The 17,344-nt window shown below is 69.7% G+C and carries 15 protein-coding genes; 6 read left to right on the forward strand and 9 right to left on the reverse strand.

All coding sequences use genetic code 11. The annotated features are described in order from the left end of the window. The coding region (locus KF684_00005) for a hypothetical protein (protein ID MBX3351293.1) at positions 1–1,523 on the reverse strand (1,523 nt) is incomplete at its 3' end. Positions 1,524–1,889: 366 nt separating this feature from the next. Here KF684_00005 and KF684_00010 point away from each other — a divergent pair. After that, entirely contained in the window at positions 1,890–3,437 is a 1,548-nt protein-coding gene (locus tag KF684_00010) for a hypothetical protein (GenBank protein ID MBX3351294.1), read from the forward strand. Positions 3,438–3,446: 9 nt separating this feature from the next. Here the strand turns inward: KF684_00010 and KF684_00015 are convergent, their stop codons facing one another. Continuing rightward, on the reverse strand, positions 3,447–4,505 hold the full coding sequence (locus KF684_00015) for a hypothetical protein (GenBank protein ID MBX3351295.1): 1,059 nt from the start codon (positions 4,503–4,505) through the stop codon (positions 3,447–3,449). 192 nt (positions 4,506–4,697) lie between these two features. Between KF684_00015 and KF684_00020 the strand changes: the two genes are divergently transcribed. The 4 genes from KF684_00020 to KF684_00035 all read left to right on the forward strand — a co-directional run bounded on the left by KF684_00020 (position 4,698) and on the right by KF684_00035 (position 9,797). After that, positions 4,698–5,159 carry a hypothetical protein gene (locus KF684_00020; protein ID MBX3351296.1) on the forward strand — a complete coding sequence of 154 codons (462 nt, stop codon included), beginning with the start codon at positions 4,698–4,700 and terminating at the stop codon, positions 5,157–5,159. Positions 5,160–5,235: 76 nt separating this feature from the next. Next, the gene (locus tag KF684_00025) at positions 5,236–8,073 is read left to right on the forward strand and encodes a S8 family serine peptidase (protein ID MBX3351297.1); all 2,838 of its coding nucleotides are present in this window, start codon (positions 5,236–5,238) and stop codon (positions 8,071–8,073) included. A 51-nt stretch (positions 8,074–8,124) separates the two neighbouring features. Continuing rightward, positions 8,125–8,655 carry a 5-(carboxyamino)imidazole ribonucleotide mutase gene (gene purE / locus KF684_00030; GenBank protein ID MBX3351298.1) on the forward strand — a complete coding sequence of 177 codons (531 nt, stop codon included), beginning with the start codon at positions 8,125–8,127 and terminating at the stop codon, positions 8,653–8,655. Then, positions 8,652–9,797: a 5-(carboxyamino)imidazole ribonucleotide synthase gene (locus tag KF684_00035; protein ID MBX3351299.1), complete on the forward strand. Its 1,146-nt coding sequence runs from the start codon at positions 8,652–8,654 to the stop codon at positions 9,795–9,797. Before purE ends, KF684_00035 begins: the two co-directional genes overlap by 4 nt. A gap of 7 nt (positions 9,798–9,804) precedes the next feature. Here KF684_00035 and KF684_00040 read toward each other — a convergent pair whose 3' ends face one another. From KF684_00040 to KF684_00070, 7 genes are all read right to left on the reverse strand, one after another. After that, complete coding sequence (locus KF684_00040) at positions 9,805–11,517, reverse strand: amidohydrolase (GenBank protein MBX3351300.1); 1,713 nt, start codon at positions 11,515–11,517, stop codon at positions 9,805–9,807. Beyond that, entirely contained in the window at positions 11,514–12,587 is a 1,074-nt protein-coding gene (locus tag KF684_00045; protein ID MBX3351301.1) for a M28 family peptidase, read from the reverse strand. The genes KF684_00040 and KF684_00045 overlap by 4 nt, the downstream gene beginning before the upstream one ends. Positions 12,588–12,628: 41 nt before the next feature. Continuing rightward, complete coding sequence (gene nadC, locus KF684_00050) at positions 12,629–13,543, reverse strand: carboxylating nicotinate-nucleotide diphosphorylase (GenBank protein ID MBX3351302.1); 915 nt, start codon at positions 13,541–13,543, stop codon at positions 12,629–12,631. After that, a complete protein-coding gene (gene lpxK / locus KF684_00055) occupies positions 13,543–14,631 on the reverse strand; it encodes a tetraacyldisaccharide 4'-kinase (protein ID MBX3351303.1) in 1,089 nt (362 codons plus the stop codon). Before lpxK ends, nadC begins: the two co-directional genes overlap by 1 nt. Beyond that, positions 14,621–15,007, reverse strand: a complete 387-nt coding sequence (locus KF684_00060; GenBank protein ID MBX3351304.1) for a hypothetical protein — start codon at positions 15,005–15,007, stop codon at positions 14,621–14,623. The genes lpxK and KF684_00060 overlap by 11 nt, the downstream gene beginning before the upstream one ends. A 41-nt stretch (positions 15,008–15,048) precedes the next feature. Further along, on the reverse strand, positions 15,049–15,741 hold the full coding sequence (locus tag KF684_00065; protein MBX3351305.1) for a Maf-like protein: 693 nt from the start codon (positions 15,739–15,741) through the stop codon (positions 15,049–15,051). Positions 15,742–15,848: 107 nt separating this feature from the next. Next, on the reverse strand, positions 15,849–16,637 hold the full coding sequence (locus tag KF684_00070) for a 6-carboxytetrahydropterin synthase (GenBank protein MBX3351306.1): 789 nt from the start codon (positions 16,635–16,637) through the stop codon (positions 15,849–15,851). 230 nt (positions 16,638–16,867) lie between these two features. On the opposite strand from KF684_00070, the gene KF684_00075 reads away from it, so the two are divergent. Further along, positions 16,868–17,335 (forward strand): glutathione peroxidase, encoded by a 468-nt coding sequence (locus KF684_00075; GenBank protein MBX3351307.1) that lies wholly within the window; start codon positions 16,868–16,870, stop codon positions 17,333–17,335. Positions 17,336–17,344 lie beyond the last annotated feature (9 nt).

Here is a 17,344-nt window from a genome sequence, read left to right on the forward strand (position 1 = left end):
CCCGCGGCCTGCGCCGAGATGAGCCCGTCGTTGACGAGGTTCATGTTGCCGATGAAGTTGTTGATTCCGAGATCGCCCCCCGAGCCGGCGGCGAGGGTGATCGATCCGGTGTCGGAGATGGTGTAGGTCCCTGCGGCGCTGTTGTAAATCTGTCGCGCTCCGGCGACGGCGCCCTCGGAGACGATGGCGTCGTTGATGGTGTAGCCGGCGTTGAGGCGGACCTGGGCGTTGTTGGCGCGAAGACGCAGGGCGTCGAACCGCGTCGTGCCGCCGATGCTTACGAAGGCGGAGGTGGTTTCGGCGAGGATGTCGCCGTTGAACTGAACGTTGCTGAGCGTGCCGCCGCTGTTGGTGAGCAGGAGCGTCGAGCCGCCCGAGGTGTTCACGGTCCCGCCGGTGATCGTGCCGCCGCGCAGGTTCCACGAGCCGGTCGAGGCGTTGAGGGACAGGGCGGCGGCGTCGTTGTTCAGCGATCCCGAGAGGTCGACCGTGCCGCCGGTGCGTGTGATTGCGCCGAGCGCGGCGGTGGTGAAGGAACCGCCGAGGTTGAGCAGGGAGTCAGTCACGGTGATCTGGCCCGAGGCGTTGCTCCACGAGCCGCTGAGGTTGAGCGTGGAGTTGGAGGCCTGGATGAGCCCGTTGTTGGTCCAGTTCGCCGACGAGATCGTCAGCGTGCCCGCCGTCGCTTCGGTGGTCGCGTTGTTGGTGAAGGAGCCGGCCGCGATGGTCAGCGTGCGTCCCGCGGCCTGCGCCGAGATGAGCCCGTCGTTGACGAGGTTCATGTTGCCGATGAAGTTGTTGATTCCGAGATCGCCCCCCGAGCCGGACGCGAGGGTGATCGATCCGGTGTCGGAGATGGTGTAGGTCCCTGCGGCGCTGTTGTAGATCTGTCGCGCTCCGGCGACGGCGCCCTCGGAGACGATGGCGTCGTTGATGGTGTAGCCGGCGTTGAGGCGGACCTGGGCGTTGTTTGCCTGCAGACGCAGCGCATCGAACCGCGTCGTGCCGCCGAGAGTGACGAACGAGGACGTGGCGTTGGCGAGCAGGTCGCCGTTGAACTGCACGTTGTTCAGCGTGCCGCCGCTCGTGGTGAGCTCGAAGCTCCCGCCCGTGACGTTCCAGGTCCCGCCGCTGATCGTGCCGCCCTGGAGGCGGTAGACGCCGGACATGAGGTTGGCGATCGCGGCCGAGAGGGTGCTGGCGGTGTGGGACAGCGTCGCGTCGGCGGAGTTGAGCACCAGCTCATCGATCGTGACGCCAGAGTTGAGGGTCACGGTGTAAGCGGCGCCGGCGGCGTCGATGATCGCGCGATAGGTCGTGCCGGCCGGCGCGCCGTTGTTGGGCGCGTTGGGAGCCGTCGACCAGTTGGTCCCGACGTTCCACGTGCCGCTGACGGGGCTGAGCCAGTTCGAGTCGACCTGCTGCGCGAACGCAGATGTCGCGGCGACTGCGGCCAGTCCGGCGGCGGCGACGAGGGAGCGCGCAGGGATGGCGCGCGACGACAACAAGCGATTCCGAGTCATTCTCTGTTCCTCCAAGTGCGCGTGGCCCGCGTCCCGGTGCGAGGTGACCGCGGCCAAGGCGAAGAGGGTATCAGAAGGTCTCAGAATCTGGTAGCAAAAACTCGAGGAACCAACAAAAACCCACCGGGAGCCCGGCTGTTTGGGATGTATAAGGTATTGCGGCGTAAAGGCTTGGTGAATTGCCCGGGTGTTTTGCCGGGCCTTGGGTAGACTGGTCCGACCCTGGGAGGACGCGCCGAAGTTGCGCGTTGCCTCCCGCCAACAGTGAGGCCGGTCGTCGGCCGATCTGACTCAGCCAGCCCGGTGTGTCTCCTCGTCGAGGTGCGCGTCGCGGCCCGTCCGACCCGAACCCTGAGGAGTTGTCGTATGCCGGTTTGTCTCGCTCCGCGTCACGCGATCGCGTTGGCTGTTGGTCTGTCTGTGTCCGCCGGCGCCCTGGCCCAGCTGCGGGTCGCGGCCTGGAACATCTCGAACTACAGCGGCGGCCGGGTGGCGGCGATCCACGCGTCCGTCTACGGCGAGTTCGAGGGGCGTTCGATGGCGCCCGACGTGTTCCTGCTGCAGGAGTTTCTGAGTGAGTCGGCGTTGAGCCAGTTCGTCGCGGCGCTGAACGGCGCTCCGGGCTCACCCGGTGACTGGGCCGCGGCGCCCTTCGTCAACGGGCCGGACACCGACAGCGCGTTTGCGTACAGAACAACGCGGGTCGAGCTGCTGAACACGGTCGTGGTGTCGATGGGCGGCGTGAACCCGAACCACCCACGCAACATCATGCGCTACGACTTCAGGCCGGTCGGGTACGCGGCGCCGCAGACCGTGGTCGCGTCGTATAGCGTGCATATGAAGGCGGGGTCGACGAGCACGGATCAGGCGCGCCGCCTTGTCGAGGCGCAGCGGATCCGCGACGACGCGGAGCAGCTGCCGGGCGGCTGGAACTTCGTGGTCGGGGGCGACTTCAACATCCAGTCGTCGAATCAGGCGGCGTACCAGGAACTGGTCGGTTCGCAGGCGAACGACGACGGACGGTTCTTCGACCCGATCAACACGCCGGGCTCGTGGAACAACAACGGGAGCTTCCGGATCGTGCACACGCAGGATCCGATCGGCGCCGGCGGGATGGACGATCGCCACGACCAGATCCTCATCTCGGGATCGCTGGTGGAGCAGGGGGGCTTCGCGTACATCGGGACGGTGAATCCCGGCACGGGGCTTCCGGTTCCTTACAGCACGACGACGTGGAACGACCCGAACCACTCGTACCGCGCGTGGGGCAACGACGGGACGAGCTTCGACACGACGCTGCGCGTCGCGGGCAACACGATGGTGGGTCCGGTGATCGCGCAGGCGCTGATCGACATGTGCAACGGCGCGGGACACCTGCCCGTGTTCATGGACTTCCGCGTGCCGGCGGTGGTGGGGTCCGACGAGTTCCTTGACTTCGGGACGGTGGCGCTCGGTGAGACGGCAACCGCGGAGCTTTCGGTGTTCAACGCGGGCGATGTCGACATGTGGACCGAGAGCGGCATCGCCACGCTCCGCTACACGCTCGACGCGACGAGCGGCTTCTCGGCGCCGTCAGGCGACTTCGCCGACGCGCCCGGCGGAGGCGTGAACACCCACACGATCGTCATGGACACCTCGGTCGCCGGTCAGGTGATCGGCACGCTGACGATCCTCTCCGACGCGCCGGACGAGCCGGCCCGCGTCGTCACGCTCAGTGGGTTTGTGCTCGGGGGCGTCGCGTGCCCGGGCGACACCAACGGCGACGGGGTGGTGAACTTCGCCGACCTGAACGCGGTCCTGAGCGAGTTCGGCCAGTCGGGCGACGAAATCCCCGGCGACCTGAACAACGACGGCGTGGTGAACTTCGCGGACCTGAACGAGGTGCTCAGCAACTTCGGCGCCGAGTGCGAGTGAGCGACACGATCACTCGCGCTTGCGCGCGATCGTGAACATCCCGAACAGGTCGGTCTCGAAGTCCATCTGCGACCGCCAGCCGAGTTTGTCTCCCATCGCGCGGGCCGCCTCGGTGTCGTCGCGGTTGTACTCGATGACCTCGAACCCGACGCGCTCGAGCATCGCCTGGGGGAACGGGCAGCGCCCGTCGGCCCAGGGCTTGTACGGCTCGTCGGGCTCGCTCGGCTTCGGGTACAGGTTGTAGATCACGAAGAGCCCGCCCGGCGCCAGCGCGTCGCGCACGGCGCGCAGGTACGACTCGTCGTCCACGCCCAGCGAGATCAGCATGTCCTGCGAAGGCGGGTCGCGCTCGGGGTGGATGTAGCCGAGCTTCAGCGTGTTCTTGCTCAGGATGAGCGCGCAGCCGGCGCCGACCTGCTCAACGGCGGCGCGATCGGCCGGAAACCGTCCGTGGACGATCGTGACAGAGCCGTTGGGGCCCTCGCCGGCGATTTTGGCCCGCGGGGACGCGCCGGTGTCGGCAGGGTCGGTGGTGTACAGCGCGTGGAGGAGCGGGTCGACGTCCACGCCGACGGCATGGGCCCCGAGCGAGGCGAGCAGGCGCAGGTGCCCGATCCCGCCGTAGCCGAAGTCCATGATTTTCGTGTTGGAAACGGACGCGAGGCCGTGCCGTGCGGCGAGGTCGATCGCTCGGACATATGCGATTGGGCTCCCGTAGCGGGTGAAGTAGAAAAAGCGATCGGAGAGTTCGGTCCGTTCGTATCCCTCGCGCTCGACTTCGGCCTTGCCTCGACGCTGCGCGTCCGACTCGGTCATGGCGTCGCGCGATCGCCGGTTGTAGTAGACGACGCGCGGACCGGGGCGAGGCAGGTCGGCGACGGCGTCGAGGAAGGCCCGCGCCAGGTCGGTCTCCACCAGCGGGCGGACCGCCCGGGCCTCGCGCTCCAGCGCGCCGACGACGTCGCGCTGGGCGGCGTCCGGCTGGGCCAGCGCGCAGGACGCCAGGAGCAACCCTGCGAGCGCAGCCCGTCCAAGGCGCGAGTTCGGGGTCGGTTTCTGCTGTGGCATGGCGTCCGAATGCTGGAGGGCTGGTGGTGCGGATCCGCGAGCGCAGCGTTCCGTACTCACCCGGGGCGAGTCTGGGGTCTGGGGGGCGAGAACCCGCCAATCTCAGGGTGTATACCATAAATGATCGGCGCCGTCGGACCGACAACTGTTGGAGTCCGGACAGTTTCGCACGACACCACTTGGAGCCCACGCGTGAGCAACGGCAAAGCACACTCAGGAGGCGGGAACGTCCCGTTGCCGTACTGGGACGAGTACCTCGCGACCATTCTCCGTCCCAGGGTGGAGAAGATCGCGATGGGGCTGGCGGCGAAAGTCGAGTCCTCGGCGATGGATGCGCTCGCGCGCCGGATCAGCGAGGAGCAGCCAAACTTCCCGGGCGGGCCCGAAGCGATCGAGCAGATTCTGCGCGAGAATCTCGGTCTGCGGTTCAAGGTGACGGTTCAGCCGGTCTTCGGGAATCAGGAAGGGGAGGCCGCCGTTCACCACGGCGGCGAGTTTCCAGTCCAGGACGGCATGACCGAGGATGCGGAACCCTCCGCGCACGACGATGGGGCTCTGGAGATCCTCGATCAGGATGATCTGATCGTGAAACGACGCGCCTTCGACAACCCCCTGGCGCGCGCCGTGGGCATCCGCAAGGACCGCGGGCGCTGAGGCGTCTCCGGCACTCGCCGAGCCCGGCGGCATTGAGGTGAAACCGGCCGGGTCTCGGCGAGCGTATAACCAATCCATGGAAGGTCCGGGAACGCACATCGCGCTCCTGAGTCGCCGCCGGTGTTCGCGCCGGGTCGCGGCGGTGCTTTCCTTCGTCCTTGCCGGTTCGTCGTTCGCGATGCCGTCTTCGTCGGGGATCATCGACTCACCCGGCCCGGACTTGCCCGAGCCCAGGCCGCGAGTGCCCCTGAGCGTGGAGTACCCGCTGGGGGCCAACTCGCTGCGTTTGTATTCAACGCTCTCAGACGCGGCATCGCAGGCAGCGACGGCCCTTCCCCTGTCCGACCGCCCCGGGTTCCCCCCAGTGGTCACGGGGCTCTCGCGCGTGCTCGTCGCGTTCGATTCGGATCTGTCCTTCGAGCAGGTGGACCAGCGACTTCGCGGCGCCGGGGTGACGGGCGAGATCCGCTTGCTCCGCTCGCCCAGCGGGTCCGGGCCCCGGCACGCGTGGATCGGCGAGACATCCACGGCGCTGGAAGCGTTCGCGATCGCGTGGGAGCTTCGCGCGCAGCCCGGCGTGCGCTACGCGGAGCCGGACGCGATCTTCGCGAGAAACTCCTTCTCGATCGACGACCCGCTCTTCCCGGCGCAGTGGCACCTGCGCAACACGGCGCAGACCGGGGGCATCCCGGGGATCGACTCGAACGTGATCGGCGCGTGGGAGACCACGCTCGGCAGCGGCGTGATCGTCGCGCTGCTCGACGGCGGCGTCGAGCCGGGCCACCCCGATTATGCGCCGAACGTCGTCGGCTCGTTCCGCAATACCTTCGACCCGTTCCGCCCCGGCGACACCGGTCTGCACGGCACGGCGATGGCGGGGCTGATCGCCGGGCGCGACAACTCGATCGGCGTGCGAGGGATCTCGCCGCGCGCCGGGTTGTTTATCGCTTCCGTGCTCGGCCGATCGGAGTCGCAGCTGATCGAGGCGATGTACCAGTCGGTCGATGCCGGCGCGTCGATCCTCTGCGTGGCGTGGGGACCGGCGGCGCTGGGCGTTATGGGCGAAGCCCTCGTCGACGCGATAGAAGACCTGCGCGACAACGCGCGTGACGGGCGCGGCGTGGTGTTCGTCGTTTCGGCCGGCAACGCGAAGCTCCCTATGACGCTGCAGAACCCGATCGGCACGCTGCCGGGCGTCCTGGCTGTCGGTCGGTACGACCATCGCGCGTCGGTCCCATTCCAGGCCTTCGGCCCCTGGATGGGCGTGCTCGCGCCGGCGTCCGGCGCCGGGGCCGCGATCACAACCACTGATCTCAGCGGCCCCCCGGGCTTCGACGCAGGGGACTACACGCAGGACTTCACCGGCTCCAGCGCGTCGGCAGCACTGGTTGCAGGCATCGCGGCGCTGGTGCAGAGCGCTCACCAGGAGCTGACCGCTTCTCAGATCGTGCGGATCATCAAAGAGCGCGCCCGACGCCCGACGCCGAACGAGGACGTCTTCTATCAGCCCGAGGTGCGTCCGTTCCAGCTCAGGCGTGAGTTCAGCGAGTCGCTCGGGTACGGTCTCGTCGACGCGACTCGCGCCGTCGCCGCAGCAAACACGAGCGCATCGACGCCCGGGCTTTCGTGGCCCGCCCCGGTTCGAGACCTGCGCGTGGTGGAAACAACCGGCGCGGGAACGACGATCGCGTGGACGAACCCCCCGAGCGGACCGGAAGGCGAGTACGACACCGCGCTGGTCGTCCGCTTCACGGGAACGCGGGACTGGATCCCGATGGACGGCAGAATCTACAAGCCCGGAGAGGTCGTCGAAGCGGGCGTGACCGTGCTCGCGCTCGGCGCGCTGGATTCGTTCACGGACGCCGGCGTGACGGCGCGCGACGCCGCCGAGTATGTCGTCTATGTGCGCAACCAGGCGCGACGCCACAGCTTCGGCGAGACGGTGTTCAAGCCCCGCCAGCGACAGATCACGCTCTTCTTCGACGACATGGAGGACGAGCCCTTCGGCTGGGACAGCTCCGGCGACTGGGGCCGGGGTCAGCCCGATCTCTTTACCGCGCGCGGCACGCAGACGGGCAACCTCGGCAGGCCTCTCCCGAACGCGATCGTCGGGTTCAACCAGCCACGCAGCGGCAACTCGCTGCGCGCCACGCGCCTCGACGGGTTCTATTCATCCTCCGTCGACCACACGCTGACATCGCCGGTGCTGAACCTGACCGAGGGGCGACTCGCGAGTGTGACCGCGACCTATTACGAGCTGCTGGAGGTTCGCGGCGCCGGGTTCGACTTCGCGAGGGTCGAGGTCGTCGACGCCCCGCCCGGAGGCATCGAGCCCAGCGTGCTCGCGACGCTGCTCGACGCGCACGACCCGACCTCCTACCGGTGGCGCGCGCAGTCCTTCGATCTCACGCCCTTCATCGGCCAGCGTGTCCGGCTTCGCTGGACGCTGAAGGTGGACCCGTTCGAGCCGACGCAGTTCCCGGGGTTCCTGGGCTGGTATCTCGACGACCTGCTCGTCACCGCGGACTGCGTGACGGGTGATTGCGAGGGCGAGCCCCCGCCGCCTCCTCCGCCGCCCCCTCCGCCTCCGCCGCCGCCCCCTCCTCCGATCGATGGGCCGCTGCCCAAACTGATCCGCATCATCCTGGAGGCCCTGTCGATGCCGCCGCAGGGCGGGGCGGGCCCGTCGTCCCCCGGGGCAGCGGGGCTCGAAGCACCGGACGCCCTTCCGCTTGGGACTCCGGACCCGTCGCGTCTACGCGATCTCCTGGCCGCGTTCGGCGCCGCGACGGGAGACGCCGGGTTCGACCCGGCGCTCGACCTGGACTCCGACGGCGTCATCGGCGCGACGGACCTGATCCTCCTCTTGCAGGGCGTGCGTCCCCCGTCACAGGATTGGCGTCTTTCGCGCTGAGGGCCTCCCCTCGGGTGGGACAGACGCGCCCGCTCCCGCTACGCTGGCGTCATGACCGCTCCCGGCAAGCACGAATCGCCCCTCGTCGGCGTCATCATGGGTTCGCAGTCCGACTGGGAGACCATGTCGCACGCCAGCGAGGCGCTCGAGGCGCTCGGCGTCCCCCACGAGGTGCGCGTGGTCTCGGCGCATCGCACGCCGGACCTTCTTTTCGAGTACGCCTCGACCGCCGAGCAGCGCGGCCTGCGAGTGATCATCGCCGGGGCCGGGGGCGCCGCCCACCTGCCGGGCATGTGCGCGAGCAAGACGCACCTGCCCGTGCTGGGCGTGCCCGTCGAGAGCAAGGCCCTCCACGGCGTCGACTCGCTGCTCTCGATCGTGCAGATGCCGGCCGGGATCCCCGTCGCGACGCTCGCGATCGGGAAGGCCGGCGCGACCAACGCCGCCATCCTCGCCGCGTCGATCCTGTCGCACGACCACCCGGCGATCGGCGAGGCGCTCCGCGCGTACCGGCGATACCAGACGACCCACGTGCTCGAGAACCCCGATCCGCGCGTGAGCGTGAAGGCGGGCCAGCCATGATCCCTTCCAACACCTCGCGCCGCGAGGGCAAGACGGTCGGCATCCTCGGGGGCGGGCAGCTCGGGCGCATGCTCGCGCTCGCTGGCGCGCCGTGGGGGCTGCGTTTCGTGTTCCTTGACCCCTCTCCCGAGGCGTGCTCGAAGGACCTCGGCCCGCTGGTCACAGCGGGCTACGACGACCGTCGCGCCCTCGCCGAGCTCGCCGACCGGGCCGACCTGATCACCTACGAGTTCGAGAATGTGCCGAGCGACGCCGCGCGCTGGCTCGCGAAGCGCACCCCGGTGCACCCCTCGCCGGAGGCGCTCGACGCGTCGCAGGACCGCCTGACCGAGAAGCGATTCTTTGAACTGCTCGGCGCGCGCGTGCCCCGGTACGCGCACGTCGACGCGCGACTCGACCTCACCGCCGCCATCGAGCACATCGGCCTGCCCTCGATCCTGAAGACGCGGCGTATGGGCTACGACGGGCGAGGGCAGTGGATGCTGCGCACCGCCGCGGACGGCGTCGACGCCATCGCTCACCTCGGGGGCGCCGGCACCGTCCTCGAGGAATTCGTCCGCTTCGACCGCGAGCTCTCGATCGTCGCGGCCCGGGGCGCCACCGGCGAGATCGCCTGCTACCCGCTCGTCGAGAACGTGCACGACGAGGGCATCCTGCGCCAGACCGTCGCCCCTGCGCCGGGCATCCCGGCGCAGGTCCAGGCCGAAGCCGAGCGCATCGCGCGCGGCGCGCTCGAGACGCTGAACTATGTCGGCGTCATCGCCATCGAGTTCTTCCTCGTCGGCGACCAGCTGTTTGTGAACGAGATGGCGCCGCGCGTGCACAACACCGGGCACTGGACCATCGAGGGCGCACGCACGAGCCAGTTCGCCCAGCACCTGCGCGCGATCCTCGGACTCCCGCTCGGCGATCCCACGCCGCTCGGGCGCTCGGTCATGTTCAACTGCGTGGGCGGCATGCCCTCGCTCGAGGACGTCATCACCATCGAGGGCGCGCACCTTCACGATTACGCCAAGGGCCGACGCCCAGGGCGCAAGGTCGGCCACCTCACCGTCGTCTCGCTGGGCGGGCCCGACGATCCCACCTTCGACGACCGCGTCGCGAAGGCCCGGGCGCTCGTCGACGGCGCGTGGCGGCGCTGACCGGCGATCACCGGCCCTCACGCGTGGGGGAGCCCTCCGACTCGTACACGATCTCGCCGGCGATGACCGTCGCGAACACGCGCGTGTCCGCGATCTCGCGCGCCTCGCACGACATGATGTCGCGATCGATCACCACGAAGTCCGCGTATTTGCCCTCCACCAGCGAGCCCTTGCGCCGCTCGTTGAACTCGGCGTACGCGGCCCCCAGCGTGAACGCGCGCAGCGCCTGCTCGCGCGAGACGCGCTTCTCGGGCAGCCACCCGCCTTCGGGCCACCCGTCGAGGTTCTGGCGCGTCGCCGCGGCGTACAGCCCCAGGAACGGGTTCTGGTGCTCCACCGGGAAGTCGCTCCCGAACGCCAGCGTCGCGCCGGCGTCGAGCAGACTCTGCCACGCGTACGCGCCCTTCGCACGCTCGGGGCCGACGCGTTCCTCGACCCAGCGCATATCGCTCGTGCAGTGCGTCGGCTGCATCGACGCGATGACCCCCAGCGCGCCGAACCGCGGGATGTCCGAGCGGTCGAGGAGCTGGCAGTGCTCGACGCGGAATCGCGAGGTCGCCAGCGGCATGCCCGACGACTCCGCCGCCCGCTCGAAAGCGTCGAGCGTCTCGGAGTTGCCGCGATCGCCGATCGCGTGCACGCAGACCTGGTAGCCGCGTCCGAGCGCGTGGCGCGCCGCCGCCTCGATCGCGTCGGGCGTCATGACCGCGAGGCCGGTGTAGGGGCGCCCGTCGGAGTCCACGGGGCGATCCGCGTAGGGGGCCTTCATCCACGCGCCGCGCGAGCCCATCGCGCCGTCGATATAGATCTTTGTCCCGCGCATCGTGAAGCGCGGGCCCGTGATCAGCGTCCGGCGCGCGAACCACTCCTGCGCATACGCCCCCGAGATGAGACCGTATACCCGGATCTTGAGTTTTCCCTCGCGCGCGAGACGCTGGTAGACCTCGATCTCGTCCGGCGTGATGCCCATGTCGTGCACGCCGGTCAGCCCCGCGGCCAGGCACATCTCCTGGGCCTTGAGCACCAGCGCTTCCGTCGTGAACGACGCGTCGTCGATGACGCTCGTCACCAGCCCCATCGCGTTGTCGACCAGCACGCCCGTGGGTTCGCCCGTCTCGTCGCGCAGGATCTCTCCCCCCGGGGGATTAGGCGTGTCGCGCGTGATGCCGGCCCGTCGCATGGCCGCGGCGTTCGCAAGCCCGGCGTGCCCGTCGACGCGGCGCAGCCAGACCGGGTTCGCCGGCGCCGCCTCGCTCAGTTCGTGGTGCGTGGGGAGTTCCTTGCCGGGCCAGCTCTCGTGGTCCCAGCGACCGCCCAGCACCCAGCGCCCCTGTTCGGAGCCCTTGGCGCGCTGCGCGACCGCTTCGACCACCTCGTGGAAGTCGTGGGCCGCCGAGAAGTCGAGCATGCCGAGCCCGTACGCGCCGAGCCCGTGCATGTGGGCGTGCGCGTCGATCAGCCCCGGCAGCACCGTCGCGCCGCGCAGATCCACCACGCGCGTGCGCGGGAAAACCAGCGGGCGGATCTCCCGCTCCGTGCCCACGCGCAGCACGCGATCGCCCTTGATCGCGATCGCCTGCGCCACGGGGCGCGCGTCGTCCATGGTGTGGATCGTCGCGTTGAGGAAGACCGCGTCGGCGACCTCCTGCGTCTGCGCGCGCGCGAGCGACGACAGCGACGCGACGATCGCGACGAGCACGACCAGCAGCGATCGAGTCACGACGGGGTTCCCTTCCGTTCGGAGGAGCCGGACTCGCGCACGCTCATCGAGCGGATCGCGTGCTCGAGGGCCCGCACCACCTGCGCCATGCGCACGAGGTCCAGCGTCTCGATCGTGTCGGTCGCCTTGTGGTAGTGAGGGTTGCGGAACTCGCTGGTGTCCGTGACCATCACCGCCGGGACATCGATGTCCCAGAACGGCGCGTGGTCAGAGCGCCGAACATCCGGCACCGCGCGCCCGGCGCCCGGGATGAAGTCCACCACGAGCGTCTTGAGCGAGGGCTGGTTCTCGCGCATCCTCGCGTCGAGTTCCCGCGCGAACGCCGACGACGCCTGGTTCGCGACGATCACGATGCTGTCGCCGACCGTCGGGGGCGAGAATACCCCAGGGATCGCCGGGATGGGCGAGCGCTGGCTGTTCGGCTCGTCCGTGAAGTACCCGATCATCTCAAGGTTGATGACGCCGACGATCCGCTCCTCGCCGCGACGCGCACGCTCCGCCGCCAGACGCGCGTGCTCGCGGCTGCCGATCAGACCGATCTCCTCGAGGTTGAACAGCGCGAACCGGATCGTGCGCCCGGCGCGATCCGCGACATCGGGCGCCGACAGCCGGCGCGCGAGCTCGAGCACGCCCGCCGTCCCCGACGCGTTGTCGTCCGCCCCGGGCGATCCCGGCACCGCGTCGAAGTGGGCGCACACCAGGATCACCTCGTCCGGCGCGTCGTGCCCCGGGATCTCGGCGATGATGTTGCTCCACCCGGCGCTGCTGGTGGGCGCGGGCCAGGGGATCGGCTCGCGCCGCACCGCGTAGCCGTAGGCCTCCAGGCGCTGCACCAGAAGATCCTCGGTCGCGCGCAGCCCCTCCGAGCCGGCGACGCTGCGCGCCGCGGGTCGCTCGGGCGGGATGGCGCGCATCTGGCGTTCGATCGTCTGGGGCGTGATGGGGTACGCGTACGCCGGGGCCGGACGAACCGGCGCCGACGCTTCGTTCGTATTCGTGCAGCCGAGGAACGGGGCTGCGGCGCACAGCGAGATCGCCACGAGCGCGGCACGGGTGGTGCGTGGTCTCATGCCCGCCATGCTACCGCGCCGCCCCCGGGCCCGCGACGCCCTCAACGGATGTCGAGGCCCACATCCACCGACACCGCCGAGTGTGTCAGGCCGCCGACGCTGATGCGGTCCACCCCGGTCTCCGCGATCGCGCGCACCGTGTCGAGGCGCACCCCCCCGGACGCTTCGAGCAGAACACCCGGGGCCCTCGCGTCGCGAAGACGCACCGCTTCCCTGAGCGTCTCGGGCGCCATGTTGTCAAGCAGCACGATGTCGATCAGCCCCGCTTCGACACTGAGCACGCGCTCCAGCTGCGCGAGCGTGTCCACCTCGACCTCGAAGAACAGCACGGAACGCGCCGCGCGGATCTCGCGAGACGCCCTCGCCAGCTCGCCCGCCAGATCATCCAGCGCGATGGGCGCGATGTGGTTGTCCTTGACAAGCACCGCGTCGTACAGACCGAGCCGATGCGACGACCCGCCGCCGCAGCGAACCGCGTACTTTTCGAAAAGCCGCATGCCCGGGGTGGTCTTGCGCGTGTCGAGGATTCTGGCGCGCGTCCCGGTGACGGCGTCGACGTACCGGCTCGTCAGCGTCGCGACGCCCGACAGCCGCCCGACAAGGTTCAGCAGCGTGCGCTCAAGGGCCACGATCTGCGCCAGATCGCCCTCGAGCGTCGCGAGGGTCTGCCCGGCCCCGGCGCGCCCGCCGTCGGCGACGCCCCCCGCGACGCGAACCGTCGTCCCGAACACGCGCGTGAGCAGGGGGATCGCCGCGAGACCGCTGACCGTCATCGGCTCGCGCGCCCTGACCTCCGCCCGGGCCACGCGAGTCGCGGAGCGCATCGCGATCGCCGTCAGGTCGCCGGCGTCGCCGAGGTCCTCGTCGCGCGCCAGGCGCAGCAGCGCCTCGACGCGTCGGTCACGTTCGAGCGTCTCCCAGAGATCGGCGAGAGCCAGCGTGTTCGGGTCGGTCATCACGGTGATGGTACATCCAGAGCGCCGTGGACCAAAGCGAGCAGATCCTCGCGCCCGTCGTGAAACTCCAGCTCGACCGACGGAACGAGCCAGTCGACGCCCCGCGACGCGTCCTCGCGCAGGAGGGGGGCGATCTTCACCCAGTCCTTGGCGGTCGTCAGGACCGCCCCGGCGCCGTGGCGCTGCGCTTCCGACACGATGGCTCGGACGCTCTCGCGCGTGTAACGCGCGTGGTCCGGCACGCGCGACTCGCTCGCGACGAACGCGCCAATCGCCGTCGCCTGCGCCGCGAACGCGCCGGGGTTGCCGATGCCGGCGACGATATGCACACGCGCGGCCCGCAGCGCGTCGGCCGGTTCCAGACGCTCCGTTCGTTCGCCCGGTCGGTGTCGCTCGACGCGCGCCCAGCGGTGGCTCGTCGTCGCAACGACCGGGCATTCGCCCACGATCGTTCGCACCTTCTCGAGGATCGATCGCACGCGCTCCGGAGTGACGCGGTCGGTGCGCGTCAGCACGACGGCGTGCGCCCGACGCAGCGATTCGACGGGCTCGCGCAGCCACCCTGCCGGCAGGCACCGGCCCTCGAACGGGTCGCGCGTCGCGTCGAGCAGCACGATGTCGACGTCCCGCGCGACGAAGCGGTGCTGGAACCCGTCGTCCAGCAGCACGCAATCGGCCTTGGCGCCCGAGCCGAAGCACGCCGCGATCGCACCGCGACGGTCTGGGTCCGCGAGCACGCGAACGCCTTCGAGCGCCGCGAGGTACTCCGCTTCTTCGTCCGACCGCTCGCCGGCGCGCTTCGCGTAGCCGCGCATCGCGATGACGGGCCGGCGTCCCTGCGCCTGCAGCTCGCGCGCCAGGAACATCACCATGGGTGTCTTGCCCGTGCCACCGACGGACAGGTTCCCCACGCTCACGACAGGAACCGGCGCGCGCCACACGCGCTCGCCGCGATCGAAGCCCCGGTTGCGCCTCCGCACTGCCCAGCGATACACCGGCTCCAGCGCCGCCGCGACCGGGCCGAGCGCCGGGGGGAGCGGCGTCGTCGGGGGCTGGTGGCTTGGCAGTGGGGGCGCGTCAGTCGTCATGAGCGGATTGTGATGCCTCTCGCGACTCCTCGCCACGCGACCGGGTCATCCTCGACGCCGCGAGCATCGCCAGCGTCGATCGGGCGGCGTCCTTCCTCGCGGCGCTCGTCAGTCGCCAGGTGTTCGCCGCGTCCAGCATCGCCAGCGCCACGCACAGCACCAGCAGGATCGCCACGCTCAGCCACACCAGCACGAAGGCGCGCGGCGAGCGCTGGGGATCGATCACCGACGCCCCGGCGGCCACCAGCGGGATGCCCAGCATCATGACCCACGAGTTCGCGGTCCGGATCCGGCGCCGGCTCACCGGCGCCGAGCCGCTCGACAGCCCGCTCGCGTGCCAGCCGACGAGCGCCATCGCCACAGCAGCGATCGGCAAGGCAACCCATGGAGAAACCGCGACGTTCTGGGAAGTGAGGCCTAGCACGGCGAGAGGCGATCGCCCCCGGTCACGCCCTGCCCAAGCATCCGCGTCAGGACCGGCGCGAGGCGCGTCATCGGCAGGCCCATGATCGTCGACGGATCGCCCTTGAATTCGATCGGCCAGCCCTCGCTGAGGCGCTCCTCGAGGTTGTACGCCCCGGCCTTGCCGCGCCAACCGCCCGACGCGATGTAGGGGCCGATGCGATCCTCGCCCAGCGCGCCGACGCGCACCGACGCGCTGTCGGTGAACATCAGGCGACGACCGTCGAGCGTCAGCAGCGCCACGCCGGTGATGACCTCGTGCTCGCCGTTCTCAAGCGTGCGCACGGTCGCGATCGCGTCGTCCGCGTCGCGGGGCTGCCCGATCACGCGACCGTCCTTGACCACGACCGTATCGGCGCCCAGCACGATCGCCACCGACGCCGGATCTTCCGCCCGCAGCGAGTCAAGCCCGCCCGACGCCTTCAGGAACGCCAGCGACGCGACCCATTGCGCCGGGGTGACCGCGCCCTTGGCCAGCATCGAGTCGTCCAGGCGCGATTCGATCGGGGCAAAGTCGATCCCGTGTCGACGCAGCAGGTCGGCGCGCCGGGGAGACTTGCTCGCCAGACGAAGCGCCGCCCGGGCGAGCGACCCCTCGCGAGTCGCTCGCAGCCCGTGCAGGTCGTCAAGAGGGGCAAGGCCGCTCATGCACGATGGTACGACGAACCCGGACGAAAGTTGCCCGGTTTCACCCGCATGGCCCGAACTTTGCGCACACAACACGCCCCTGCGCCGAACTTTGTGCGAACCCTCGATCACCCCGGGTAGGTCGCGCTCGTCTTCTCGGTCTCCCAGACCGTCACCCCGACAAGCTCCGCCCCGGCGCTCCCGATCGGGCCCGAGAGCAGCTCAAAACACACACGCGCGATGTTCTCGACCGACGGGTTCAGCCCGCCCTCCCCGAACTCGTCCGTATCGAGGTTCAGATGCTTGTGGTCGAAACGCGCGATCACCGTCTCGTCCGTGATCCGCTCCAGGTCTTCGAGGCGGAAGCGCCGCCCGGCCTCCCTCGTGTCGACGGCGACAGCCGGCTCGACCACGTAGTTGTGCCCGTGCCCGCTCGGGTGGTTGCACTTCCCGAACACGCGACGGTTCTCTTCCTCGCTCAGCGAGGCCGAATGCAGCCGGTGCGCCGCGGCGAACTCGAAACGCTGTCGCAGGATCGCTCTCGTCATGTCCTCGGCCCTCATCTCGACTGAATAGAACGGCGACAGCCGCCAGAGCACCGACCAGAACTTCCCCGGGAGCTCCCTCGCCAGCCCTCGCGCCGCGTCGACCACGACTTCCGACGCTTCGCGAGCCGGCGCGTCGCGGCAGGCGCGCTCGATCTCGGGGATCGCCCCGCGGCGGGCGGCCTCGTCGATCGCCTTGATGTCAAGGAAGTACCCGGTCGCCGGGTCCGCCTCGCCGCGGCAGACCACATCCAGCTCGTAGTGCCTCCCCAGCCCACGCATCGGGGGCCTCCCGGCGTACCCGTTGGGTCCGGAGGGAGAATCCGCCCGGTCGTTGACGGCGAAACGGACTGTGCGAGCCAGAAGGAGCACGCCGATTGTATTCGGCAAGCCCTCGCCGCCCCGTCTGGTATGCTGCCCAGGTACGAACCGAGCTCGGAGGTCCGCTGATGGCTTGCACGCTGTGTCGAACCGGGATGATCTTCGCCGCGATCGGCCTCGCCGCCGTCGCCGGGCTGGCGCTGACCGCCGGAGACCGCGCGATCGCCGCCACCCCGGAGGACGCTCCCGAGTCCGAAGGCCCGTATGTCCTGGGCTACACCATGCCCCTCATCGACGGGCAGCAGCAGGACCTTGCCGCGTTCAAGGGCAAGGTGATCCTCATCGTGAACACCGCCAGCCGCTGCGGCCTCACGGGTCAGTACGCCGGGCTGCAGGAGCTCTACGAGAACAAAGAGGCCGAGGGGTTCGTCATCCTCGGGTTCCCGGCCAACAACTTCCAGGGGCAAGAGCCCGGCTCCGACGAGCAGATCGCAGAGTTCTGCAAGACGAACTTCGGCGTGTCGTTCCCCATGTTCTCCAAGATCAGCGTCAAGGGCGACGACGCGACGCCGCTCTACCGGCAGCTCACCTCGCAGCCGGCGCCCATCGGCGGCGACATCCGCTGGAACTTCGACAAGTTCCTGGTGGACCGCGAGGGCAACGTCGTGGCGCGCTTCGACCCGCGCACGAAACCCGACGACAAGAACCTTCTCTCCACGATCGACGAGCTGCTTCGCCGGGGCGGTTGAGCGGAACCG

Source organism: Phycisphaeraceae bacterium (assembly GCA_019636675.1).
Taxonomy (GTDB): domain Bacteria; phylum Planctomycetota; class Phycisphaerae; order Phycisphaerales; family UBA1924; genus JAHBXC01.

Excerpts from the sequence above, each read along its gene's own strand:
- KF684_00010 (MBX3351294.1), top strand. The coding sequence starts at position 1,890 with ATGCCGGTTTGTCTCGCTCCGCGTCACGCGATCGCGTTGGCTGTTGGT.
- KF684_00015 (MBX3351295.1), bottom strand. The coding sequence starts at position 4,505 with ATGCCACAGCAGAAACCGACCCCGAACTCGCGCCTTGGACGGGCTGCG.
- KF684_00025 (MBX3351297.1), top strand. The coding sequence starts at position 5,236 with ATGGAAGGTCCGGGAACGCACATCGCGCTCCTGAGTCGCCGCCGGTGT.
- purE (MBX3351298.1), top strand. The coding sequence starts at position 8,125 with ATGACCGCTCCCGGCAAGCACGAATCGCCCCTCGTCGGCGTCATCATG.
- KF684_00035 (MBX3351299.1), top strand. The coding sequence starts at position 8,652 with ATGATCCCTTCCAACACCTCGCGCCGCGAGGGCAAGACGGTCGGCATC.
- KF684_00045 (MBX3351301.1), bottom strand. The coding sequence starts at position 12,587 with ATGAGACCACGCACCACCCGTGCCGCGCTCGTGGCGATCTCGCTGTGC.
- nadC (MBX3351302.1), bottom strand. The coding sequence starts at position 13,543 with ATGACCGACCCGAACACGCTGGCTCTCGCCGATCTCTGGGAGACGCTC.
- lpxK (MBX3351303.1), bottom strand. The coding sequence starts at position 14,631 with ATGACGACTGACGCGCCCCCACTGCCAAGCCACCAGCCCCCGACGACG.
- KF684_00065 (MBX3351305.1), bottom strand. The coding sequence starts at position 15,741 with ATGAGCGGCCTTGCCCCTCTTGACGACCTGCACGGGCTGCGAGCGACT.
- KF684_00075 (MBX3351307.1), top strand. The coding sequence starts at position 16,868 with ATGCCCCTCATCGACGGGCAGCAGCAGGACCTTGCCGCGTTCAAGGGC.